Origin of the sequence: Pantoea sp. UYEF8 (genome assembly GCF_040546285.1) — a bacterium.
In the GTDB taxonomy this organism is placed as follows: Bacteria; Pseudomonadota; Gammaproteobacteria; order Enterobacterales; family Enterobacteriaceae; genus Pantoea; species Pantoea brenneri.
Window position 1 is genome coordinate 220,935 of record NZ_JBEPNM010000006.1, and the last position, 22,372, is coordinate 243,306.

Consider the following 22,372-nt stretch of genomic DNA (forward strand, 5'->3'; position numbering starts at 1 on the left):
GGTGACAGGTTCGCCCATTAGCCAGACGTTGCGCCCGTTCAGTTACCTACATTTCCCTGCGATCTGCGCCATATGCCACAGTTTTCATTGTCTGCAGCGCGTTCAGACGCGTTTTTAATGCGGCTTCAATATGGTCATAGGCTGTGCTGCCCAGCGGCAGACGTAATGGGGGGCTGGCCGCATCTGCTGCGGCTATTATTGCTGTCACGCATCTTTCAGCATCACCTTTAACCGCAAACTCTCCCGATAGCAGTGCCGATCGCAGTTCGCCCGCCGGCGTATTGCGATAAGCCGGCAGGGCATCAGCAATATCCAGTCCCGCACCGAACTGCGTTGCCGTCGGCCCCGGCTCTACCAGCAAAAAGTCGATGCCGAACGCCGCCACTTCCTGCCGGACCGCTTCAACAAAACCTTCGATTCCCCATTTAGTGGCGTGATACAAACTGAAATCAGGGTAGGCGATCTGGCCGCCTTCCGAAGACAACTGCACGATGCGCCCGCCGCCCTGCTGCCGCAAAAATGGAATCGCCGCGCGGATAAGCTGAATCGAACCCATGAGATTGGTGGCAATCTGGCGCTCAATTTGCTTATCGCTCAGCTCTTCGGCTGCGCCAAACAGGCCGTACGCCGCGTTGCTTACCACAATATCAATCTGCCCCGCCCAGGCGAACGCAGCGTCAACCGCGGGCTTAATCGCTGCTGTATTGCTGATATCCAGCACCATCACCTGCAAATTATCGCCGTATTGCACGCGCATATCTTCTAATGCTGCTTCACGCCGGACGCTTGCCACCACCCGATCGCCACGGTCCAGCAGGCTTTGACACATCAGGCGACCCAGGCCGCTGGATGCGCCGGTTATTAGCCAGGTTTTCATTATGGTCATCTCCGTTTAGTAAGCCGGATAACAGCATAAACCGGTTTATTGGTGGCATAATCTCCGCAAATCAGAATGGGGTGGTGGGAAATATCCAACAATGAAGCGTCCTTCCTGGAACGAACTGCAGGCGGTGAAAGTCATTGCCGCGCAGCGCAGCTTTAGTCGCGCTGCTGACGTGCTCGGACTTAAACGTTCAACGCTCAGCCATATCATTAAAGGGCTGGAGGCAACACTTGGCGTGCAGTTGTTCCATCGCACAACACGTAGCGTTGCGCTGACCGAAGCGGGTGAAATGCTGATTGCGCGTCTGGCACCGTTACTGGCGGAAATGGATGAACTGCTGAATGACGTCACCGCCAGCGGTCAGCAGCCTTACGGCACGTTGCGCATCAGCGCCAGCGATGCGGCAATCAGCCTTCTGCTGGAATCGGTATTGCCAGCATTTATCCAGCAAAAGCCGGGAATCGAAATTGATTTAGTTGCACAAGGTCAACTGGTGGATATCGTGGCGCAAGGATTTGATGCGGGCATCCGGCTGATTGAAGATGTGCCTAAAGACATGGTTGCCATTCCTCTGAGCGGGCCGCTGCGTTTCGTTACCGTAGCATCGCCCGGTTACCTGGCAGGACGACCTGACATTCGCCACCCGCAGGACATTATGCAACATACCTGTCTGCGCCAGCGTCTGCCTGGCGGCAAACGTTATCACTGGGAATATCAGCAGCATGAGCAACAGTTTGCGCTGGATGTGCCGGGCAGCCTGACCCTCGACAGCAGCGCTTTAATGGTGGAAGCCGCTGTCGCAGGGTTAGGTGTGGCCTATGTGCCAGAGCCCTACGCCCGGCAGGGTCTTGACACTAAGCGGCTGGTTACGTTACTGGAAGAGTGGACGATTGCGTCTCAGGGTATCGCACTCTACTTTCCGCAAAATCGCCACATGCCTGTCGCATTGCGACTGTTCGTTGACACGGTAAAAGCAGCGATGCGTGCCTGAAATTAACTCAGCTGATTCGGCCAGCGTACCCGTCAAAACGGGTTACGGATTAACGGTAAGCAAACACCGAGCGGTTCAGACCCATCGTCCGCTTTAAACCGACGCTACCTCACCCACTCCGATACCTCTGCGGCATCGCATAGTCAGTATCAGCTATCGCGTTAACTTCACGTCATGCCACCTATCTGACTACCCGTTTGCATTCGACCTTACCCGTCATTCATCTTCGTTCGACCGTCTGGCGTCATTCTGCCCCTGCCTTCAGCCAGGCAGACGCTGAAATAGCGTATCAACCGGGACGGCACAAAAAATATTTACCTAACAAGTGTTAGATAGGTGTTGACGCCTATCGAATCACCCGCTAAGGTTTATCTACCTAACGTTAGTTAGATAACTCAGCCCCCAACTTTAAGGATCATGACCATGACAACTAAACTTCAGCTTTTCACTTCGCCTTCAGCCTTTCCGAATCCACAGCGTCTGCGTCTGTTCATGCACGAAAAAGGCATCGCTGACCATTTTGCCGAGACCATCTATGACATGTCTCCTGTCGGAGAACAGCGTGGCTGGCGTCATTTGAATATGAATCCGTGGGGCGAAACGCCTACTCTGCAACTGGCTGACGGTAGCTACATCTCCGAAACGGCAGCCATCGTTCGTTATCTTGATCAGGCGTATCCCGGTCGCAAGATCATGGGAGAGACCGCACTGGAACAGGGTCTGGATAACATGTGGGATAACCGGATTTGGGTGCACATCCTGTACCGTATCGTAACCGCGTTCCATGTGCTGCACACCGGACTCGGCTTCAAGCTGGAACTGACCAAAAATGAGGCCTGGGGCGAACACTGCCGTAAGGAAGCGCTGGCTCACGCCGCCCTGGTCAATCGTCATCTGTCAGACGGCCGCGAATGGCTGCTCGGCGGCGATGCCCCGACCTTCTCGGACATTACGCTGGCAACCGCCATCGCCTTCTCGAAATTCCCGGTCAATGCCACGCCACTGGACGAGCGTTTTGAGTTCCTGGATGCGTACTGGCAGCGCTGGACAAAACGTCCTGCTTTCCAGGCAGCCTACGCCGATCGCAGCAGCGGCATTCCTGAGCTGGATTCGCCAGCCCGGTAATAGCTTCTCAATGAAAACGCCGGTACGCCGGGATCGCCATCCTTTAACTTTCCCGGTGACCGTAGTGGTCCCGCTAGAATCGGCTGGCGATGCCGCTTTCTGAATCATGATGGAACGGCTTCTGCCTGAGCACTCTGGTCGCATTGAACGCCGTGCTCTGCCTGATAATCTACCTGTCACACGGTAGGTATTTGCTGTAAAATAGCCTTCTTTATTGAACAGATCGTCCCTGGACGAAAGGCACAAAGATGAGCGTCAATTCTAAGGAAGCCATTTTGTTGGCGGCCAAAAAAATTGCCCAATCGCAGGGCTACAATGGTTTGAATTTCCGCGACCTCGCGGAAGCTGTTGGTATCAAAGCGGCGAGTATTTACTACCATTTTCCCAGCAAAGCCGATCTGGGTATTGCCGTTGCCAGACGCTATTGGGAGGACGGTGCGCTCGCACTCGAGATGATCGAATCAGAAAGCCCATCTCCGATTGACGCGCTGCGTCGCTTTCCTGAAATCTTCCGCAGATCGCTTGAGGCCGACAATCGTCTCTGCCTGGGCAGTTTCATGGGCGCTGAAACAGATACTTTGCCGGTTGAAATGACCAATGAAATCCAGAAATTTGCTGAAGTAAACATTGCGTGGCTCAGTAAGCTTCTGGTGGCTGCGAAGGTGTGCGAATCAAGTGAGAGTGAATCCAGAGCACGTGCAATTTTCGCCGCTATTGTGGGTGCCCAGCTTTTTGCCAGAAGTCGCTCGGATATCTCGCTTTTCGATGCCCTGGTCGATTCATACCGCGCATCAGGACCTCTGCCTGCATAGCCACTGACAGCGACCCGCTTTGGCGAAAGATAAAACCGGGTAATAGCCCGGTTCGTCTCTCATTCAGCCTTTCTCTGGTGTTAGTAAAACTGAACATCATTGATCATACTTGTGTCATCCCACCATCCACACAGATTTCTGCTCCGGCTATATAACTGCTTTCATCGCTTGCGAGGAATAGTGCAGCACTGGCAACTTCTTCAGGCCTGCCCATTCTTGATAACGGAATGGTGCTGATTATCCCATTACGTAGCTCTTCAGAGGCCGCAAGCATCATTTCCGTATCGATGGGGCCAGGGGCGACAACATTTATTCGAATGCCACGGGCGGAGAGTTCTTTTGTCCATGTGCGGGCAAAAGAACGAAGTGCTGCTTTACTGGCGCCATATACGCCATATCCCGGCGTGCCAATCACATCGGCAATCGACCCGATCAAAACGACGCTCGCGCCCTTCTTCATCAGGGGAAGTGCTGCCTGCATAGCAAAAAGCGGTGAGCGCACATTCAGGCCGAAAATAGCATCAAAATGTGCCGGGGTGACGTCATCAATCATCGAGTATTCTGCCATTCCGGCATTGATGACCAGCACATCTATCTGGCCAGACTCTGCCCTGATTACATCAACTATCCGCGTCAGTTCGCTTATCTGGCTGACATCAGCACGAACGGGCCTGGCGGTGCCCTTTATGGTGTGGCTGGCTGCTGCTAACTCCTCATTTCGGCGCGAGGTCAGCCAGGTCGTTGCACCTTCACTGGCAAATCGCTGGCTGATAGCCAGACCAATGCCTTTTGCTCCGCCGAGTATCAGGGCAACTTTATTCTCTAATCTACGCATCTGCTCACTCCTGTCGGGATGGAAAACAGATGATATAATTTTTATACTTAATAACAATTACGCACTTTGTTTATATCAGGTATCGAGGAATATATCGCTATGGCTCAAATTGAGAGTAATGACCTGACAGACATAGGAAAAACCCGACCGGTACTGGAGAACATCACCAATAAATGGTCAATTTTAATTCTCACCGTACTTTGTAGTGAACCCGTGCGCTTCAATGAACTCCGTCGCCGACTGGATGGGATTACGCACAAAGCCTTGTCCGATGCGCTTAAGCGGCTTGAGCGCAATGGATTGGTGCATCGAAAGGTACTGCCGACTTCGCCGGTGAGTGTGGAGTACAGTCTTACATCACTGGCACAGACGCTTCAGGAGCCTTTTAGTGCGCTGTATGGATGGGCGCTAAAACATGGTGCGGAAATGGAGCAGGCTCAGTTGCGGTATGATTCCCGGCATGCAGAAGAGGTTTGTTGAATCATCCTGCAATCCGGGTCCAGCAGTCGCCTTTGATTGACGCTGTTTTGTCCGCGAAAAGATGATTACATTTATTCAGCAAACTTATCCGCGGCTCTGCCGCTCAGCAGAGTGTTACTCACCGACACGCGGATTGATCGCAGGGAAGACCCGTCGTTAACATTAAAAGTAACTCCGCAAACAGAGGCAGGGAAAGTATGAGGGAGATTGCACCCGAGGGCATAACCGGTATGCCGTCACGCACGGCAGAGTATCTTTGCCGTCAGACTGCACGCCTGGTGAAAAGAGGAAGCCTGACCCCGGAGACCTGCCAGCGTATCTATGCTTTTTGTGGTATCAGACCGTCAGATACTCAATGGCGTCAGTTTCTTATCCCGGTTCTTTGCTGTCTGGGATTACTGTCACTGGTTGCCGGATCGGTGTTCTTTATTGCCTGGAACTGGGCGTGGCTGCCGAAGATGGCGAAATTTGCCCTGGCCGAACTGCTGATCGTCGCGCTGGCGGTGGTGGTCTGGTGGCGCTGGTACAGCACGCTGGCACGCAGCGCATTGCTGGCAGCAGGGTTAAGTTTCGGCGCCCTGTTTGCGCTTTATGGGCAGATTTATCAGACCGGGGCTGACAGCTGGGAGCTATTCCGGGCCTGGTTATGCGTTCTTCTGCCACTGGCGCTGATTGCCCGGCAAAACAGCCTGTGGTTTTGCAGCTGGCTGGTCGCTAACCTGGCGTTCCAGCTCTATTACACCACGATGCCGACCTCACTGCTGGATCTCGCCGTGTCTGACAGCTTCACCCGACTCCCGTCGGCGGTGCTTCACGGATATCTGGCGCTGCTGGCCACCTGCCTGATTATCAGGGAAGCGCTGGCCTGGCGGGCGATAACACATCATCCGGAGAGCTGGCTGGCAAGTCGCTGGTTCTCACGGGTGATGGCTGGATTTTTACTGCTGCTGCTGACCACCATCGTGGCCGGGAACATCTCTGACTGGGACGGTGACAACCACTTTACTGATATCACGGTCGGCTGGGCGATCACCCTGCTGGCAGGTTATTACCTGTACCGTTACCGCTATCAGGATCTCTGCATGCTGACGCTGGGCATCGCCAGTCTGACCGTTGTTGGTTGTGCGCTAATCATGCGGTTATTTCTTTACGCCTACGATACGGGCGATCTGTTTTTGACCGGTGCCCTGATGGCAGTCTGGCTGGCGGTAAATGGTTCGATCCTGCTGAAGTGGCAACGCAAAATGGTTGAAAAGGAGCCGATCGATCGGGTTCCGGTCAGGCTGACCTTACTGACAGACACGTTGCGTCAGCAGGGTTTGCTAAGCGCCTCGCAGATTGAAGAAATTCAGCAACGCGATCTCGCCTCCGACCTGCCCTGGTATCTGAGGCTGGCGCTAAGCGTCGGTGGCTGGATCGCAGCGATCATCATTCTGTTACTGCTGATACTGCTGCTCTATACCGCTGACTTACTCGACCAACCGAATGCCGCCACCCTTATTCTTCCTTCACTGCTGCTCGCCGTCATTGCGCGCGGCCTGCTGCGCAGTCAGCGTGACGGTAAACATCACCTCGGGCTGGCATGGGCAATTGCGGCGACCTGCGGGCTGATATCCGGCGTTCTGCTGCAAATCCACAGCAATGACGTCAGCTTCCTTATGCTCAGTTCACTGTGTGCAGTGCCGATCCTGGCCGCGATGGCGGTGGCTATGCCCGACCGCACTTATCGATTTATGGCCATCACTGCCCTGACCTTTTTTCTGGTGCTGGCGGGCCATTCTCTGGCCCGGCTGTCCCTGTCGCCGACGGCTGGCCGCCTTGCTGTTTGCGGAGTGGTGGCGGCGATAACGTGTTGGTGGCTGTGGATCGTCAGTCATCAGCTGAGGTTACAGGCAGGGCCGTATGCTGACGCGGTACATCCCCTGCTGTATGGCATCCCGGCTGGTCTGATGTTGCTGAGTTTCCTCGGGATAAACGCGGCGTATCTCACGGATTTCATCTGGTCAACTGCGCAGTTGACTACGCTTCAGTCTGCGACAGGCACAGGGATCGCGGCAGGCTTAGTGCTGAGTGCACTCAGTCAGAAAAGGAATGGCCAGTCGCTGTTTTCGATTATCACACTGCCCGCCGCCCTGATCTGCGGGGCTGTCGCCCTCTATGCACCGGGTATTGGACTGGGCCTGTGGTTTATTCTGATGGCGCGTTATCAGGGAAGTCAGGGATTACTGGTGGTCAGTGGCGGTTTCATGGTGCTGTATGTCATTGGCTGGTATTACTTCCTGGCGGTTACTCTGCTGCAGAAATCCCTGCTGCTGATGGTCGGTGGTCTGGTTTTACTGGGGCTGGTATGGGGAGTCAAAAAAGTGTTACCCGCACCAATCGGAGGTGCCAGTGAGAATGCGTAAACAGAGCCGATGGCTGGCAGGCGCAGTGATAGCGCTGGCGCTGGTGGCCGTCAATGTCAGCATCTGGCAAAAAGAGCAGGTGCTGAAACAGGGCGCGGTCATGATTTTACCCCTTGCGCCGGTTGACCCGCGATCCCTGATGCAGGGTGATTACATGGCGCTGAATTATACCCTGACCCGACCTCTGGAACTGACGTTGTATCAGCAGGCTGAGACCTGCGGCGCGACCCTGTCAGCGCCCTGCCTGCCCACCAGCGGGACGCTGATTGTTGACCTCGATGCGCAGCGTCATGCGACTCAGGCCCGGTTTGATCACGGTGAGCCTCTGCAGGCGAATCAGCTACGGGTGAAATACCATCAACATTCTGGCTCGCTGACCGTCGGCACCAACGCCTGGTTCTTTCAGGAAGGCCATGGCGAGCGTTTCGCGCAGGCACGTTACGGGGCATTCCGCGTCGGGAGCGATGGCACGGCACTCCTGACCGATCTGCTTGATGAGCAGGGTAAAGCGATTCAGCCTTAACTATGCCAGACGCTTACTGGCCTGCCAAACAATACTCTGACAGGCGGCTTTAAGATCCTTCCTGCCAGGATGCCCGTCACGGATCGCCACGAGGCTCTTGCTGGTCTGTGGAACCGGTTATCGATCATCGCCTTAGCGCTGATATTTACTAAGATGCTGAACGTTCCGGCATCAGTTGCCAATGCGATCTGCTGAGTTAAACCGGCCGGAGAGGTGTTATAAGCGGGCAACGGTCAATCGGGTGAGTAAAGCGGTCGGGACGGAAGCGGAGTAGCACAGGCAGATTATGGTTGGTGCAGCAACCTGTTGATACGCTACCGCGCAGCAGGTTCTGTCTGCTTACCCAGGTTGCCTGCTACCGGATGTGGCACGGTAAAGTACGTAACCGTCGTAATGCTTAATGGCGTGCACACTACGCGGGTTCGTTTCCCGGGGCATCTCCCCGGGAAACGTTGATAGTCGTTGGTACAGAGATTGCGGGAGTAATAAGCGGCGGTTAGCCCGGCAGGTACTCGGCTACTGCTCGTTTTTACGCTGCACATCCTCTGCGGCAGAAACGCCGGTGATGTCAGAAAGCCCATCCTGATCGATTTCAGCCGCGGCACCATCAACAGTCCGGGCCATCATGAGTAAGTCCTGCAGTTCGTGCAGCAGAATGGCCGCATCCGATTTCAGCACCTCATCGGTATCCACGGACTCAATAATCGTATTGATGGCCTTTCCGGCGCTTTCCATCATTTCAGTCACACCGCCCTGCTTACTCACTGCAAGCACCAGCGCGCTGATCAGAAGCGATTGAGCCTCGACGCGGGCAGTTAACTGTTTGGTAGCCGCATCAATTTTAGAGATTTTGGCAAGCATACTTAACACAACGTTTTTCATGGGAAATACTCTATAAAACCTATATTTGGCAGTTAATCAGGTTGAGGAAACGCTGATTAACCATTTCCACTGGTTCACTGGCTGAAAATAATTAACAAAACCTCTGTCGGATTACGCTATTTTTTGACCAGCGTAAGCCTCTGAAAATTTGCCACGGTTACCGGCCTGCCGCATCCAAAACAGACTGCTCCGTGAGCACCTTTCTTCATGTCAGACAGGAGAGAATAGGTAAACTTCCTGTCACCGCAAAACGGGCAGCGAAATTTAGCGAACCTCATGAATACACATTAGGATCATCCCCGGTAAAAGAGGACCCAGCATGGCAGGTTAGCGTTAATTGACAAGCACATTTACGTCAGCAGCGATTTATTGAAGGAGAACAGAATTTTCGTCCTCTGCCGGGCTGATGAGAAAGATTTTCTGGCTGAAGAAAACAGCTCAAAACCGGACCGACCCTGAGCCTGTTTAATCAGCATCAGGATATCAGCAGTCCCGCTTAGCGCCGCCAGCCTGCCGCTGGCGGCCTGGGGCGATACGGCAGGCACACTGCCACGGTTAGCCGCTTATCGGATCAATGAGTTAAGAAACCCGTTAATATTTCCGCCAGTTTTTCCGGCTGCTCATCGGGAATAAAGTGCCCGCATTCCCCGATAACCGCACCGCTGACCTGCTCAGCCACGGCGCGCAGCGGGGTCGCCATATCCGGTATCGAGCCCTGATCGGCACTGACCGCCAGCAGCGGCAGCGCCAGCTTTCCGGCCTGCGCGCGCTGGCGATTCTGGCCGGCCGACTGCTCAACCGCCCGGTAATAAGCCAGCCCGGCCCGCAGCGCGCCGGGCTGCTGATACAGGCGCAGATATTCAGCGCGCGCCGCCGCATCTATCCGGTGCGGACTGGCCGCTTTACGGTTAAAGAACCAGTCCAGGTAGATCGCCTCCCGGCCGGCAATCAGCGCTTCCGGCAGATCGCTGACGCAGTGGAAGGCGAAATGCCAGGTTTTCCAGGCGTTACCGCCGGCCACGGGCAGCGAGTCAGGCAGCGTAATGCCCGGAATGCCGCCATCCAGCAGCGCCAGCCGGCTGACCTGCTGCGGAAACTGCGCCGCCAGCGACCAGGCGACCCAGGCACCGATATCGTGTCCCGCCAGATGAAAGCGCGTGATGCCGAGCTGCTGTAACAGCGCCATTACCCGCTGCGCTATGCTGTCATTAGTAATGAAAAATTATATTATCTTTTTGTTTTCACTATATTTTAAATCTGATCTATAAGGGTTTTTCCTGCTGGATTTTCAAAAATTAAATCTTTGTTTTTCAAAGTCATACCAATGGTTTTGCAGAAGAAAAATGAAGAGTTTTTGAGCAGAACTGTCCCGACACACCTGCTGTAAAACAAGCGCAACCTTTACCTCACAGAGGTGTTGCACACTAATCGTCACGTTTATTTTTTGCTCAGCGGCCGCCTGGGTTGATTAATAAAAAGGAACTCATGATGACAACTATCTTTATGAATTTCTTATCTTTTTATATACCCCGGAATTCAACAATAAAAAAATCATTTTTTTTACCGCTTATGCTTGCTCTGCGAATTGAGATTGCTAAGATAAGCCATATAGCATCAGCGTCGAATAAAAATCCTGACTGATCAATTAACAATCAGTCGTCTTGTTTTACTGATTCGCCAGACAAATAATAAAAGAATGCTTTTTAAGCATTCATGTTGCATCACCTCATATTAATCTGCCCTTTCATTGGTGAGGCGGATATTTTTTTACGCATTTAATCTTCCGTCAAATTTTCAGTGACCTCAACCGGCCAGCTTATATTTGGCGCATCATGAGGATCAATACGGTATAAAGCTGCCAGGTAGGTTTTCCACTTCATTAAATTGTTTTTTTCTTCTCTGGTCAACTCACCCACATCGGATACAACATTCAGCATCCGGATTTCACGATCGGCTTCTGAAAGTAAATAACTCTTTTTTTGCAGTGCCATTTCGTAAAGCGAGTGCTTATCAGGCTCGGGCGCATCTGCCCAGCAAGGCAAGCCTTGCTCATCCGCGCTGCGTGCTTTACCTGAGGGTGGCTGCACGCAATATTTTGCCCAGATTTCATCTGATACAGGCTTTACATCATCCGGCCAGCTTCCATTTTTTCTGTAATCGGCCTCACTGTCCATCAGATAGAATGAGTTTGTCTTTGCACTAAATCCATAAATCATAATCACTTCCCTATGCTCCACCAGAAACATGCTTTCTCCTGTTCACCAAGGAAGATGGTAAACTCACGTTTTGAATAAGAATGGATACTTGGGTTGTAGGTGCTTTTATGGCCGGTTTTAGTTAACGTCACCTGAACCCCCCAGCATGCGAAAGGGAACGTCAACGGAAACAATACAGAAGTCCTGTTATCTTCTCTCGATAATTTCCCACCCTGAAAAATCAGGCCGCTAAGCTTATTCTTGTACCACCAGTAATCGCCCGCCTCACCGCAGTCCAATGCATTTTTCATTTCACGCTGGATCCATTCTGATAACAATCCGCTGTCATTCTGGTTTTGTCCCCAGCGTTTACCAGTAATATCCCCGTTGTCAGAAAGCTTCACCTCCCCCAGACGGATTTCCCCGAGTACATCAAGGCTCCCATTAATGTGAAGATCCCCGTCGAGCTTACCACCTGTGAGAGGCAGAAAGTGCCCGCAGCCTTTAGCCTGATACCGTTCATCCGCCTGACGCAGATTAATCGCATGACCGGGCCCGGTGGCCTCAGCCACCGGCAAGGCCCCGCCTGCGCTTCCGCACATAATCCAGGCGGTTAAGGCGCTGTCCCAACGGACTTCAACGGTTCCGCTGCTGACAATTTCACCCCCAAGCAGTTCGGTATTTACAGATGAGAAAATGGGATATGCAGCGCTTCCATTTATGGAGAGCGTACCAGGTCCTGTATTTGCTTTTCTGGCCTTAAAAGCGAGCCGCATTCCATCGCTGAATGCAGGCGGCGGCGGAACTATACGCGCAACATAAGTATTAGATTCTCCACTGTCCGTGGCGCAGGTCATTGAGCCCTGCTGAATGGCTGTAACCAGCCCCCCTTCCGGTAAAAAAGGGGCGTTATCTGCTGCAGCGATATTCGCCCCAGTGACAGCTGATGTGCCATGTGCAACGGTGATAACCCACGCCGGAATGTAGCCTGCATCGACGGATGGCGTTGACTGTGAGCCGGTCTTTGCAGCAATACCCGCTTTAAGTACCAGCTCACAGACACCTGCGCGTACCGTATTCTGTGCTGTACCTGAGTTGCCGGGGCCGCTGAACGCAACGGATGGCTCCGCCGCGTTATAGTACGGCAGTAAAGTCGCACCAGAATCCTGATCGGCATAAGCAGCCTGAATCAGATAGTTAATGCTGTATCCTGCCATCTCCGGCGCTTTCAGCGGGAATTCCGTGGTCGTAGTCACAACCCCCTGCTTCAGGATGGTGTCTGACGTATCGGCTGCAAGTGAAGAATACGCGGTATTATCGATATTCTGCTGACTGTAAATCTCTCCGGGTCCGACACGGATGGTCATCGAAGCAGGAACAGAGGGCGTACATACCAGCCCACGCAGATAAGTAGCAGTTCCCATCAGGACTGCCGCGAGTTTTGACAGGCCAGTCATCGCGTATTTATTTGTGTTGAGCAGGTCAGTCTCAAGCGGAATAGCGCCCGGATACACAATCTGGCGATCCATACTATCTCCTGTAAAAAAGGCCGCCCTTAAGGCAGCCCTGAACTGAATACGGTAAGACGTAGTTTTATATAATGCGCACCCAGACAAGGGTCCCTTCGGGTTTGATTGCTGCTATAGCGCTGTAAATCTGCGGGTCTTTAACAAAGCCGTAGATCATTTTCTGAGACGCATACTCGCCGCGGGAGGCGATGCTGTAACCTGAAGTGCCAGAAGCATACCCGGCGACGCAGGGGATCCCCGCTCCCGCCGGCCGGTGCACAATGATAAATGCCTGACACGGCAGAACACAGGAACCATATCCGCCTGCTGCGCCGTAACCCGTCATCGGGCCACCGTACACACCTGTATCCATAGGCCGTTGTGGCTCAAAAATGACCGGCGTGTGTCCGGTCATATTCTTAAGCGTGTCAGTGATGGACTGCCGCGTTCCCTTTTCACTGAACAGGCTATTCCTGATTTGATCTCTGAACACCTCGTCGGGCTCACCCATAGCCCGCTGCACTTCTTTTCCGAAGAAATCATGTGCTATCAGATCAAGCCATCCCTCGGTAGCCGTGCCAATCCTCGTTTGTAATCCCGCTAGGGTAAGTAGTGAATGGCACCAGGCCAGAGCCTGTGCACCTGCCGTTAAAATACCATCCAGAATCGGGCTGTCCGAACTGAACCATGCGGGTGGCAGCAGTTCCCGGAGCCTGTCTTTAATTTCGTCCTGATCACTTTTCGCCATTTAACTCACCACGATGCTGCCGACACGGATAACCTCTTTGTCCGTAGCCGGAAGATCAGACGTTCCGCCGTTGAGGGTTACCGATGTGACATTAGTGATAAGTGGGCTGGTATCATATGCAATACTCGAAAGACGTGAACAGGAGAGCAGCTGCCCCAGTCTGAGGCCTGTAATGTAATTTTCAATCGCAGCACGAACCATTGCAGCGACCACAGCATGTTTATCTGCAGCTTCAGTTGTAATGACCATAAAGACCCTTGCTTCAATAACCCTGGGGCCAAACACACCGAAGGCAACGGTAAAGGCCCTCACGTCGTCGATGGCGCGCCGGGCGCGATTAAGCAGATCATCGTCTGGTTTGCCGCTGCCATCATCAATAATGGCGTAGAAATATCCTGGCTTATGCTGGCCATCAGGTATTTCATTTTCTGTCAGGGTGTAGGTAATACCACTTTGCAGCGTGGATAATGCATACCCGATAGCTGATTTCGTTGCCCGGGAAAGCGAAGAAATCCACGCCACAAAGCGCGTCCGGAAATCATCGTCTGATTCGGCATCTTTGCCGTCAGAAAAAGGAGCCGTATTGGTAACGGTATCAACATCAGGTACCGACCCCATGATGACGGACACCATGCCGATCTGTGCATTACCGGCCGCGCCGGCATTTTCCGCTCTGACCATTGCCTCAACAGAGCGCACACCGGCACGCATAAAATAAGCGACCTGCCCGGGGTCGTAACCCGATTCAGTTTTAGCCATGTCAGAACGCGACATGCCCTCGATAACGGTATAGGTCTGCGTACCGTCTGCTGTACTGACTCTGGACCCCACAGGGATCAGTGCCGGCTGCGTTGCGGTAAAGCGGCTGAATGTCACTGTTCCGGTTGCCTGTACTGCTGACAGCCGGATAAAGCTGAAGTCCGCCATCCAGCTATCAAGGTCTTCGCCGGTACAGGTAGACGCACGGGTTGTTACCAGCAGCCTGACAATAAGCTGCTGTATCCACATCACTACACCGGCATTTGACTCTGCGAGTGAACGAAGAATACTGCCGACAGACAAATCCACCAGCCCCCGGACCCGTCCCTGAAGGGCTGCAATCTGATCACTCACCAGCTCTGCAAAGGATTTCAGATTCAAAGAAGTCATACAGTTAGCCCGACACGTCAAATATAAGGGTTTCCGGGGTACCGTCGATGGCATCGGTATAACGGATGATGACACTGACACCCTGACTGATAAGACTGAGCGTAACTTCCGGTGGCGGTTGCTGAGCAACAGCCTCCTCAAGCAGAAGTTGTCCACGAATCAGTGCCTTCCATTCATTCACATGAACGACGTCACCTACCTTGGCGCCAAGCCCCGCGCCGTATTCCGGATGGAAAAGATATTCACCCGGGTTGGTCATAAGCCGTCGAAGGATGCGCTGTTTCCCGCGCTCCGTGCTGCTGACCGGTCGTAGATCGCCAGCCGGTGAAATATTCAGATCACCACCGGTGAAATGCCAGATGTCATACATGAGATAATTTTTGACCTATTGTTCTGTCCGGCGTCATGGACAGACTTCCCCTGCCAGTTTCCAGATGTCTGTGCCCGTTATAGATGACCCGGATGTTATTAACCGTACCCGACTTACCATTGAGGTCACTGATCTGTTTCTTCACGACAAGATTGCCATCCATCAGGACGTCGCCGCCGGTGAAATGATGTGCCGGTGCGTCATAGATGAGCCTCTCTTTTGCACTCAGCATGACCTCCCCGTTGTTAAGGAACTTCAGGAGCGAGCCGTTCTGATGCACCAGCCAGAATTCCCCCGAAGGCGGCCCAGGACAACGGTCTTCATCGTTATAAAACTGCCCCGCTGCCATACCCACACCAGTGAGCCCCGAATCAAATTCGACTTCTGCCACTGCACCTATCATCGGGCCTGCGGCCATTCCCCAGCGATTACCTACCCAGGGTGAGCTGAGCGGTATCCAGCCTGTTTCTTCTCCCGTTGGCTGCAGCTGAACTTTTACTGCATAACTGTCCGGATCATAGGCGGTGATGATGCCCTGTCGCGTGCCGCTTTCACCCGCACTACTCTGGCGTGCCGTTGCCGCCATGATATTCAGCAGCGCTCTCATCGCCCGATTTCCAGTGCCGTGCCGTGGTTCTTACCCGACATATGCATCGTGTAGCCTGTTTCCAGGCTCAATGTGCGCCGCACCCGATCGCAGCGGTAAATCTGGTCGAACGGGCTCTTTGTACCCTGTATTCTTACCTGCATGTCTGGCATGAGCAGGTTGTCGCCTGCCGTTGAGCCGCTGAATTTCATCTCGTGCTGTACCACCTGCCGGTAGATGGACTGCGCCAGCGCATGGGCTGCCTCTGGCGTTAATCCGTTGCGTATGACGCGATAGACCTGAGTTTCAGAGGAGGTTTTTCCGGGGACTGTGCTTTTGCCCGGGCCTGGGTAAGAGGCCATGAACTGTTTATTCTTTCGCTTAGCATTCCAGCTCAGCACCTCAACCGACACCCCTTTTGCAATGGTCAGCGAGCGTGAAAAAGACAGGTCATCGGAGATATTGCACTGTGAATACGCCTGCATGCCTGGCGGCTGCCACCGGATGACATAGTCGTCGGGACTCGCCGGGTCCCGTTTGGGTTCGAAGTGCAGACTGTCGCCGTTCACATAAACTGAGAAGTTTTCAATACCCGCCAGTGTGGTAATGAGGTCCCATTCAGTCTGCTCGCCGGTCAGATGCGCCGTATCAATCTGGTAATACTCACCAACCCGCTGCGTCGTTGCCGTGACCACCGGCGTCAGACCATGACGCTGTGCCAGCATGGTCGCTATCTGTGAGCTGGTGAGGTTCCTGAAGCTTTCACCCGGAGTCTTTGCATCAATCAGCCTGGCGGTGAAATCGCGCCCTTCTGCCGATATCTCAAACCGTGCCGGATCGTAATGCCAGCTATCGATATTGCCAGTGATGTGCTTTTTCTCATCAGTGCCTGCCCGGGTAATGATCGATATGAAAAGCTCGACCCTGATGGTGGTCTGCAACGCCCACCAGTTCAGCATACTCATGGCCGGGGGCAGTGCTGAGATGGCCAGCATAAGATCAAAAGTCCCGGCGCCACGAAAGGCATTGTTCTCTATACTGAACGACACAAAGGGCACGTCCATTCCATTTAAAAAACAACGCCCGCTGATATGGCGGGCGCTGGATCCAGTGAGGGAGTTGTTGACGTCCATCGTTAACTCGCCGGGCTGGTGGGAATTTTAAGTGTGCGGATACCGCTCAGATGCGGATCGGTGAGGTCATTTGCCTCGGCAATGCTGGCCCAGAGAGACGCATCGCCATACTGCTCTGAAGCCACCTGATACAGGTTACCACCCGACAGCGTCACCGCTCTGACACCATCAGCCGTCTGGCCAGAGTTCACGTTTTTGTTCAGTCGCCCCAGTATTTCCTGCAGGCGGTAAAGCGCGGGAATGCGCGTGGTGTGATCTAACTGCAGGAGAAGATTGCTGACGGTTTTTGAAATGGGATTACCGGGCACCAAACCTCCCAGTGATGTGATGTCTGCGGCTGCGGCTTCAAGTAATGCCAGCTCATGCTCAACAATGTTGCGTGCGGCGACTAGCGGCCTGATAACCGCCTGTATCTGCCCAACCGTGGCATGGGCAAAATCGGTAACCCGCTTCACGGCCAGATGCAGGACGTTAACTGCCTGCGTGACGGCATCAATGTTGATGATATTGGCCAGCCCCAGTGAACGTCCGAGGTCACTGTCGATCAGTCCTCGCAGGGCTCCGGTCAGTGCATCCACTTTATCCGGGAAGCCCTCATTGCTGACAACTGCCACCTCGATGGAATAAGGGCGGCGCCAGACAAATTCATAGACCGGGCTGAAAGCTGTAATCACGACTGTAAAACGATAATCATCCAGCGTCAGCACTACGGGGTGCCCTTTATCCCGCATCAGCTCCAGCGCACGCACTCGTTCACCGGCCAGTGACCCGATGATAATGCCTGACCAGGTCAGGGGCTCGTACTCGGTACCCAGCACATCAATAATGTGCCGGCCGCCAATTAGCTGATGCTGTACGGTTTTCTGCCTGCCGCGAATGGCAATGCGTTCAGGGACTTCAAATTGCATGAATTCGAACTCACCTAACATCAGGCGTGTAATCGTCGGATCGATACCCTGAGCATACTGCGTCAGTGAATTCAGTAGTGACATGCTGCGTTTGCCTGTATCAGGAGTGACTGACTTCGGGGTATGGGAACAGCCGGGAAAAGCGGAAGATCATGAAGTTTGAAAAAAACGGATATGCCAGAATCACTGTTGTTGATGACGTAAGAGCCGTATTCAGTTCTTATCACCAGCCCTGAGCGGAGACCCACCTTAACCGGTATCTGACGCACTGATTAACAGTGAACAGGTCAGCAAAAAGTTTACGGTGGGCTTAACCTTTACGCACCGTTGTCTGCTGACCGTCCAGGCTTATGGGTTAAAACCTGCTGGAGCTGGTTAATTCACGAGGCATGACTGTTACGCCAGTCATCAACCATTTCCTTTGAGACTTCCTTTTTATAACAGACCGGTGCATATCCACCCTGCTTACTCCACGCACTTCGCCTCCCGCAGCTGCTGCCATTGCGCGCAGAGTTAAAAGGGCATGCACACACACCGGGATATGATGCGATTGAATCTTCGATAATAAGCTGACGGATTTGATCATCGGTTTGCTTCGACGTTTTCGCCTCCGACATACCAGCCCAAAAGACACTGGTGGCCATAAGAATAGAAAAGATAATTTTGCTTTTATTCATGATCCCCTCCAGAAGTGAGAGGAATAAATTAGCTCAGCACAACAGGCTGCAATCGAGTGAAAAAGAGGCAATATATTACCTGTTCTGGTGGGACGAATTACCTGACAAAAACCATATGTCGATAAAGCCCGTAGACATGCCCCTGACATGGCTTCTTAAGGCTTGATTCTGTTTCATGACGGCTACTGCATTTAGTGGCCGAAGGTTCACTGAACCTGCCGCTAGGGTGTTGAGAGTGTGCCGGGCTGACCCGGATACACCATCAGCATTGATGGATCGAAAGCGCTGGTGGTGGAAGGTGCCCTGGCGGCCTGTTTACTGATGCCGCTCATTACGGTAGCCACCAGCACCTGGCGCCCTTCGTACGTCAAAAGAAGGTTGACGGGCTGTGAGTCGTGACTTGCGGTCACTGGCGGTACCGGTGGGTACCGGCCGGTTTTACGATACGCCTGCTCCCGAAACTGCTGCCTGTCGAAGTCCGGCTGAGAAGGCGTCCAGGGCTTATAGGCAATCCCGTGATCAAGCGCATTCTGACGAGCCAGCCGGTCACGTTCCGCCATTTCCCGGCTCTGTGATACCGTGCTTCCCGGATACAGGGCCGCCAGCGTTACGGCAGAGATGATGCCAGGCAGCCCGGTAAGCGCGGCAGTGAGTCCGGTCAGCCCTGTGGTGGCGCTTTTCCCGATAAGCAGATCGATGCCCCAGCCCGCCAGCTTAAGCGGTGACAGCAATGCGCCAGCCGCATGTTTAATGACCCAGAACCCACCGCTGATGCCCGCCAGGCCTGTAACGGCCAGCGCTGCCTGCCCTGCAAACTTCGCCATCTCAGGGTGTTTGTGGGCAATGTCTGTCATTCGCTTAAGTGAGTGCGTCAGGCTGTCCAGCCCATGCGTGAAGGTGTCCAGCAGGCCGCCATCCCTGCCCATTATCAGCTGCAGGTTCTGCCATTTCTTGTGGAAGTCAATCGCTTTGCCGTTATAGGTGCTCCCGACTGCACCATAGGCATCATTCAGTCCCCGCGCGATGCCATAGGCTTCAATACGATGATGAATCGTCTCAAGCTGCCTGTCGATCAGGCTGAACATTTTGCCGCCGGCCCGCCCGAATATCAGGGCGTTCTCACGCTGCTTTTGCTCATCCGTGTAATGATTCCTGCGGTATATTGGCAGGATGACTTTTTCATAGTATTCAACCGGTGACTTGCTGAAGAGCTGCGGGTTGATAAGCGGATTGCCCCGGAAACGCCTTACGCCGCCCAGGCTGTTGAGTTCAATTTTGCTGGCATCCCAGATACCCATTTTCATCAGGTCATGAGTCACCTGATTAGGCAGCCTGATAATACCGTTCAACCGGTTATAAGCGGTAATCAGCGCATCACCTGCTGAACTGCCCTTCAGTTCACCGATGATGGGCTCAAGCTCGGCGAATAATGCTTTATTGCTGAGGCTGAACGCGGAGGTCCCCGCTTTGGCCATAAACTGGCGGTACTGGGTGAAATCGACATTGCCACCTGAAGACTGAATGGCGCGAAAAGCAGCGTCCATCAGTTCATTAAAGCGCTCAGGGCTTTTCAGGCCACCCGCAGTTTCTGTGAAGCGCAGCATATCCATCTGCTTAGCGGTGGTGGCTTCGCGCTGATGCTCATCCAGTCCGCGTGAGGCGAAGGTGATACGCGCCAGCACCGGTGCTGCCAGTTTTGCCGCGCGCAGCTGCTCATCAAGCGTTTTTGCACCGGATTCGCTGAATACCCCCTGCGCCTCCACCAGATATTTCAGCATGTCAGTAGCAGATGAGCCTCTGACACGTGTGGTTTCCACGAAATGCTGTGCTTCCTCCATTGCAGCCTGACTCATGCCGAACTGTCTGAACTTCTCGGTCATGGTCTGGTAACGGGCCGCCTCATCAACGAAGCCCTTCAGCATTCTGAACCCCATATAGCCGGTGGCCAGGTTGGTCATGCCGTCTGAATATGAGCCTCCGCCAGGGGGATAACCATTTCCTCCGCCATGCCCTGCGCCGCCGCCCCAGCCGCCCGGTGGCACACCGTTACGCCAGCCATGCCACCAGCCACCCTGTTCTGAAGGCGAAGCCAGCGCAGGTCCCCCGCCATGGTTACCATATCCGCCGCTGCCGCCTGCAGCTGCAGCGCCAGCGGCGAGAACAGGCAGCGTCATTGCCGTACCGAAACTCCCCGCAAACAGCGGGACGTTACGGGAGGCACGGTTCATGCGTTGTGTCTGGTCTGCAATCTCCCGGATCGCACTGGCATACTCACGGGCACCGCGGAATGTGCCAGAAAACTGATTATTCAGGGAGCGATTAAGTGCCCGCAGCGCAGATGTTGCCTCGCGGGCGGCGCTGCTCAAAACTTTGATGTTCTTTGTGATGGTGACGAACTTCTTATTGAGTTCGATCACATCTTGACTCACCTGCAGCAGATTGCGCGTGATCTGGTCATCCAGCGCAAGGCGTACGGCTACGCGGTAAGCCTGAACATCCATAAAGACCTCGTTTTACGGGCATAAAAAACCGCCTGATCGGTTCTGCTTGAGGAGCGAAGCGAGCTAGAGCGACACTGAAATTTAACGTTGAATTAGCGATAACTGGCTTCAGTCCCTGTCAAAGGAGCCTTAGGCAACAGATCAGCTCGTCCGGTTATTTGAAAAATCCCGGAATGCACACTCGGTTTATAAGCGAACTACTGGCGCTCAACTCAACTTTATCGCTAAACGATGCAACCAAGACGAAGTGGCTGCGATCCATATCAGGCTGAAGCTATTTTGTGCAGAGATGACTATTTGCCCGAAATGGGATGGTGATACTCACGACCTGAGATGGGATGCCATCGACACCCATAAGCGTCTGCTTAATGAGAATGAGTTTTTGCAGAAACCATAGCGGTGACCATCAGTCAGGACGGGGCATTAGAAAAAAAACGGCCCTCGCCGGTTAGCGTGCTCTGTAATATGTTTAACGAGTTGAGTTGGTATCTATTCTCGAGCTTTCTCTATTGTCTGGCCTTTTATCTTAGTGGCTGGCTGCTCCTGCTGATCGTTTATACTGGAACATTCCACCAGGTCCGGCCCTAAAAAGCCATGTGGCTTTGAACTCTGCCTGAGCGCTAAAACAAATTTACTAACCCACCATTAATAATGGTGTATGCATCCCAATCTTTGGAAATATTAGGATGCTGTTGTCGTAAGATGATTGTAACCAATAGACTATTTTTCTGTTAACGGCATGTATTCTTTCGGCGACAGGTAAAGCTGAGCATCACGCTCTAAGGTCGTGTCTATATATGGTGCGACATATGCAGCAATAGCCTTATAGGCACCGAGCCCATCAGGCGTAGAAGAAGTCAATGCTATTTGAGTCTCCCACAGCTCATCTTTATCTTTTTGTTTAAACTTGGCGAAGTCGTATGCTTTAAGTGAGATAATTATCGTGTAGAAAGTATCCGTAACCTGTGAGGTATAACTCCCCGTTACACCATATGTTGGCGTATAAGTTGTTGAAGAGCTCAAGGTCCCATAACCCTTGCCATAAGAGTTTATTGTTCCGTAAGTCGTTGATGAACTCACACCAGTCTGTCCCCAGGTAGGTACGGTCACATTCCGCGTTGAGCTTTTGGCGCCAGTTCGGTATAGGTCTAAAAATATGACCTGACTTGCCTTGTCTGGGTCAGTTTCAAAAGTAAATCCGCGGGATGAAAGGGACTGTCTAAGAACCTGAGCCACCTGCTTATATAACAGGCTATTTTGGTTAAAATCCTCCTGATTGAGAGGAATCATCATATAAGACTTAGGTAGAGTAGAGTTTGCTGAGATCGCCTTGATTCCGACCAGATCTTTTGGCTGGGTGGCGCACCCAGTGAGTGCAAACGCAACTACAACCCCCAAAACCTTCCTCATTCCCTTCTCCATAGCAGTTTTTATAAGAGTTATCCTAATCAATAGCCATGAATATGGGAAGAACACTAAACAGAAATCATTAGCGAAATTCATTTTTATTAAATTTTCACTGATGCGTGCCGATACTCAAAGGCATTTATCATATGGAGAATTTCAAATGGAACAGCCTAATCCCCTCGCAGCCCTGTCGTTAATCATCTGGTTTCTGATGTTCATACCCTGCTTACGGATGGCCCAGAAAGCAGGGTTTG

Annotated in this window: 20 protein-coding genes and 1 pseudogene; 6 read left to right on the forward strand and 15 right to left on the reverse strand. The window is 53.0% G+C overall.

Going from position 1 to position 22,372, the window contains the following annotated elements; all coding sequences use genetic code 11:
• Positions 1–46: 46 nt before the first annotated feature.
• Positions 47–877, reverse strand: a complete 831-nt coding sequence (locus ABIB18_RS13990; RefSeq protein ID WP_354474495.1) for an SDR family oxidoreductase — start codon at positions 875–877, stop codon at positions 47–49.
• A 100-nt stretch (positions 878–977) separates the two neighbouring features.
• Between ABIB18_RS13990 and ABIB18_RS13995 the strand changes: the two genes are divergently transcribed.
• The 3 genes from ABIB18_RS13995 to ABIB18_RS14005 all read left to right on the forward strand — a co-directional run bounded on the left by ABIB18_RS13995 (position 978) and on the right by ABIB18_RS14005 (position 3,811).
• Positions 978–1,874, forward strand: a complete 897-nt coding sequence (locus ABIB18_RS13995; RefSeq protein WP_354474497.1) for a LysR family transcriptional regulator — start codon at positions 978–980, stop codon at positions 1,872–1,874.
• Between the two features lie 423 nt (positions 1,875–2,297).
• Positions 2,298–2,999, forward strand: coding sequence for a glutathione S-transferase family protein (locus ABIB18_RS14000; protein WP_031377582.1), 702 nt, complete (start codon positions 2,298–2,300; stop codon positions 2,997–2,999).
• 248 nt (positions 3,000–3,247) lie between these two features.
• Positions 3,248–3,811 (forward strand): TetR/AcrR family transcriptional regulator, encoded by a 564-nt coding sequence (locus ABIB18_RS14005; RefSeq protein ID WP_031377583.1) that lies wholly within the window; start codon positions 3,248–3,250, stop codon positions 3,809–3,811.
• Between the two features lie 103 nt (positions 3,812–3,914).
• Here ABIB18_RS14005 and ABIB18_RS14010 read toward each other — a convergent pair whose 3' ends face one another.
• Entirely contained in the window at positions 3,915–4,646 is a 732-nt protein-coding gene (locus ABIB18_RS14010) for an SDR family NAD(P)-dependent oxidoreductase (RefSeq protein WP_069729129.1), read from the reverse strand.
• Positions 4,647–4,745: 99 nt separating this feature from the next.
• Between ABIB18_RS14010 and ABIB18_RS14015 the strand changes: the two genes are divergently transcribed.
• From ABIB18_RS14015 to ABIB18_RS14025, 3 genes are all read left to right on the forward strand, one after another.
• The gene (locus ABIB18_RS14015) at positions 4,746–5,126 is read left to right on the forward strand and encodes a winged helix-turn-helix transcriptional regulator (protein WP_354474500.1); all 381 of its coding nucleotides are present in this window, start codon (positions 4,746–4,748) and stop codon (positions 5,124–5,126) included.
• A gap of 197 nt (positions 5,127–5,323) precedes the next feature.
• Positions 5,324–7,531 (forward strand): DUF4401 domain-containing protein, encoded by a 2,208-nt coding sequence (locus ABIB18_RS14020; protein WP_354474502.1) that lies wholly within the window; start codon positions 5,324–5,326, stop codon positions 7,529–7,531.
• Positions 7,524–8,054, forward strand: a complete 531-nt coding sequence (locus tag ABIB18_RS14025) for a GDYXXLXY domain-containing protein (RefSeq protein ID WP_354474504.1) — start codon at positions 7,524–7,526, stop codon at positions 8,052–8,054. The genes ABIB18_RS14020 and ABIB18_RS14025 overlap by 8 nt, the downstream gene beginning before the upstream one ends.
• A gap of 516 nt (positions 8,055–8,570) precedes the next feature.
• On the opposite strand, the gene iraP is transcribed toward ABIB18_RS14025, so the two are convergent.
• The 13 genes and pseudogenes from iraP to ABIB18_RS14090 all read right to left on the reverse strand — a co-directional run bounded on the left by iraP (position 8,571) and on the right by ABIB18_RS14090 (position 22,121).
• The gene (gene iraP, locus ABIB18_RS14030) at positions 8,571–8,936 is read right to left on the reverse strand and encodes an anti-adapter protein IraP (protein ID WP_031377586.1); all 366 of its coding nucleotides are present in this window, start codon (positions 8,934–8,936) and stop codon (positions 8,571–8,573) included.
• 571 nt (positions 8,937–9,507) lie between these two features.
• Positions 9,508–10,143: pseudogene (locus ABIB18_RS14035) on the reverse strand (alpha/beta fold hydrolase); the annotation flags it as partial.
• A 568-nt stretch (positions 10,144–10,711) separates the two neighbouring features.
• Positions 10,712–11,182: a tail fiber assembly protein gene (locus tag ABIB18_RS14040; RefSeq protein ID WP_354474506.1), complete on the reverse strand. Its 471-nt coding sequence runs from the start codon at positions 11,180–11,182 to the stop codon at positions 10,712–10,714.
• Positions 11,155–12,660 carry a gp53-like domain-containing protein gene (locus ABIB18_RS14045; protein ID WP_354474508.1) on the reverse strand — a complete coding sequence of 502 codons (1,506 nt, stop codon included), beginning with the start codon at positions 12,658–12,660 and terminating at the stop codon, positions 11,155–11,157. The genes ABIB18_RS14040 and ABIB18_RS14045 overlap by 28 nt, the downstream gene beginning before the upstream one ends.
• Before the next feature lie 64 nt (positions 12,661–12,724).
• Positions 12,725–13,387 (reverse strand): UCP028438 family phage-derived protein, encoded by a 663-nt coding sequence (locus ABIB18_RS14050; protein WP_354474510.1) that lies wholly within the window; start codon positions 13,385–13,387, stop codon positions 12,725–12,727.
• Positions 13,388–14,536 carry a baseplate J/gp47 family protein gene (locus ABIB18_RS14055; RefSeq protein WP_354474512.1) on the reverse strand — a complete coding sequence of 383 codons (1,149 nt, stop codon included), beginning with the start codon at positions 14,534–14,536 and terminating at the stop codon, positions 13,388–13,390.
• A gap of 4 nt (positions 14,537–14,540) precedes the next feature.
• Complete coding sequence (locus tag ABIB18_RS14060) at positions 14,541–14,906, reverse strand: phage tail protein (RefSeq protein ID WP_354474514.1); 366 nt, start codon at positions 14,904–14,906, stop codon at positions 14,541–14,543.
• Positions 14,899–15,513, reverse strand: coding sequence for a baseplate assembly protein (locus ABIB18_RS14065; RefSeq protein ID WP_354474516.1), 615 nt, complete (start codon positions 15,511–15,513; stop codon positions 14,899–14,901). The genes ABIB18_RS14060 and ABIB18_RS14065 overlap by 8 nt, the downstream gene beginning before the upstream one ends.
• Complete coding sequence (locus ABIB18_RS14070) at positions 15,510–16,625, reverse strand: phage late control D family protein (RefSeq protein ID WP_354474518.1); 1,116 nt, start codon at positions 16,623–16,625, stop codon at positions 15,510–15,512. Before ABIB18_RS14070 ends, ABIB18_RS14065 begins: the two co-directional genes overlap by 4 nt.
• Before the next feature lie 2 nt (positions 16,626–16,627).
• Complete coding sequence (locus tag ABIB18_RS14075) at positions 16,628–17,554, reverse strand: LysM peptidoglycan-binding domain-containing protein (RefSeq protein WP_354474520.1); 927 nt, start codon at positions 17,552–17,554, stop codon at positions 16,628–16,630.
• A gap of 359 nt (positions 17,555–17,913) precedes the next feature.
• A complete protein-coding gene (locus tag ABIB18_RS14080) occupies positions 17,914–18,177 on the reverse strand; it encodes a hypothetical protein (protein ID WP_409520458.1) in 264 nt (87 codons plus the stop codon).
• Between the two features lie 254 nt (positions 18,178–18,431).
• Positions 18,432–20,711 carry a hypothetical protein gene (locus ABIB18_RS14085; RefSeq protein WP_354474522.1) on the reverse strand — a complete coding sequence of 760 codons (2,280 nt, stop codon included), beginning with the start codon at positions 20,709–20,711 and terminating at the stop codon, positions 18,432–18,434.
• A 720-nt stretch (positions 20,712–21,431) separates the two neighbouring features.
• Positions 21,432–22,121: a hypothetical protein gene (locus ABIB18_RS14090; protein WP_354474524.1), complete on the reverse strand. Its 690-nt coding sequence runs from the start codon at positions 22,119–22,121 to the stop codon at positions 21,432–21,434.
• Positions 22,122–22,372: the final 251 nt, after the last annotated feature.

Bases quoted from the DNA above. Each gene is read 5' to 3' on its own strand.
- ABIB18_RS14005 (WP_031377583.1), top strand. From the start codon at position 3,248: ATGAGCGTCAATTCTAAGGAAGCCATTTTGTTGGCGGCCAAAAAAATT.
- ABIB18_RS14025 (WP_354474504.1), top strand. From the start codon at position 7,524: ATGCGTAAACAGAGCCGATGGCTGGCAGGCGCAGTGATAGCGCTGGCG.
- ABIB18_RS14010 (WP_069729129.1), bottom strand. From the start codon at position 4,646: ATGCGTAGATTAGAGAATAAAGTTGCCCTGATACTCGGCGGAGCAAAA.
- ABIB18_RS14020 (WP_354474502.1), top strand. From the start codon at position 5,324: ATGAGGGAGATTGCACCCGAGGGCATAACCGGTATGCCGTCACGCACG.
- ABIB18_RS14015 (WP_354474500.1), top strand. From the start codon at position 4,746: ATGGCTCAAATTGAGAGTAATGACCTGACAGACATAGGAAAAACCCGA.
- ABIB18_RS14065 (WP_354474516.1), bottom strand. From the start codon at position 15,513: ATGAGAGCGCTGCTGAATATCATGGCGGCAACGGCACGCCAGAGTAGT.
- ABIB18_RS14045 (WP_354474508.1), bottom strand. From the start codon at position 12,660: ATGGATCGCCAGATTGTGTATCCGGGCGCTATTCCGCTTGAGACTGAC.
- ABIB18_RS14040 (WP_354474506.1), bottom strand. From the start codon at position 11,182: ATGTTTCTGGTGGAGCATAGGGAAGTGATTATGATTTATGGATTTAGT.
- ABIB18_RS14055 (WP_354474512.1), bottom strand. From the start codon at position 14,536: ATGACTTCTTTGAATCTGAAATCCTTTGCAGAGCTGGTGAGTGATCAG.
- ABIB18_RS13990 (WP_354474495.1), bottom strand. From the start codon at position 877: ATGAAAACCTGGCTAATAACCGGCGCATCCAGCGGCCTGGGTCGCCTG.
- ABIB18_RS14050 (WP_354474510.1), bottom strand. From the start codon at position 13,387: ATGGCGAAAAGTGATCAGGACGAAATTAAAGACAGGCTCCGGGAACTG.
- ABIB18_RS14090 (WP_354474524.1), bottom strand. From the start codon at position 22,121: ATGAGGAAGGTTTTGGGGGTTGTAGTTGCGTTTGCACTCACTGGGTGC.
- ABIB18_RS14085 (WP_354474522.1), bottom strand. From the start codon at position 20,711: ATGGATGTTCAGGCTTACCGCGTAGCCGTACGCCTTGCGCTGGATGAC.
- ABIB18_RS14060 (WP_354474514.1), bottom strand. From the start codon at position 14,906: ATGTATGACATCTGGCATTTCACCGGTGGTGATCTGAATATTTCACCG.
- ABIB18_RS14075 (WP_354474520.1), bottom strand. From the start codon at position 17,554: ATGTTAGGTGAGTTCGAATTCATGCAATTTGAAGTCCCTGAACGCATT.
- ABIB18_RS14000 (WP_031377582.1), top strand. From the start codon at position 2,298: ATGACAACTAAACTTCAGCTTTTCACTTCGCCTTCAGCCTTTCCGAAT.
- ABIB18_RS14080 (WP_409520458.1), bottom strand. From the start codon at position 18,177: ATGGCCACCAGTGTCTTTTGGGCTGGTATGTCGGAGGCGAAAACGTCG.
- ABIB18_RS13995 (WP_354474497.1), top strand. From the start codon at position 978: ATGAAGCGTCCTTCCTGGAACGAACTGCAGGCGGTGAAAGTCATTGCC.
- iraP (WP_031377586.1), bottom strand. From the start codon at position 8,936: ATGAAAAACGTTGTGTTAAGTATGCTTGCCAAAATCTCTAAAATTGAT.
- ABIB18_RS14070 (WP_354474518.1), bottom strand. From the start codon at position 16,625: ATGGACGTCAACAACTCCCTCACTGGATCCAGCGCCCGCCATATCAGC.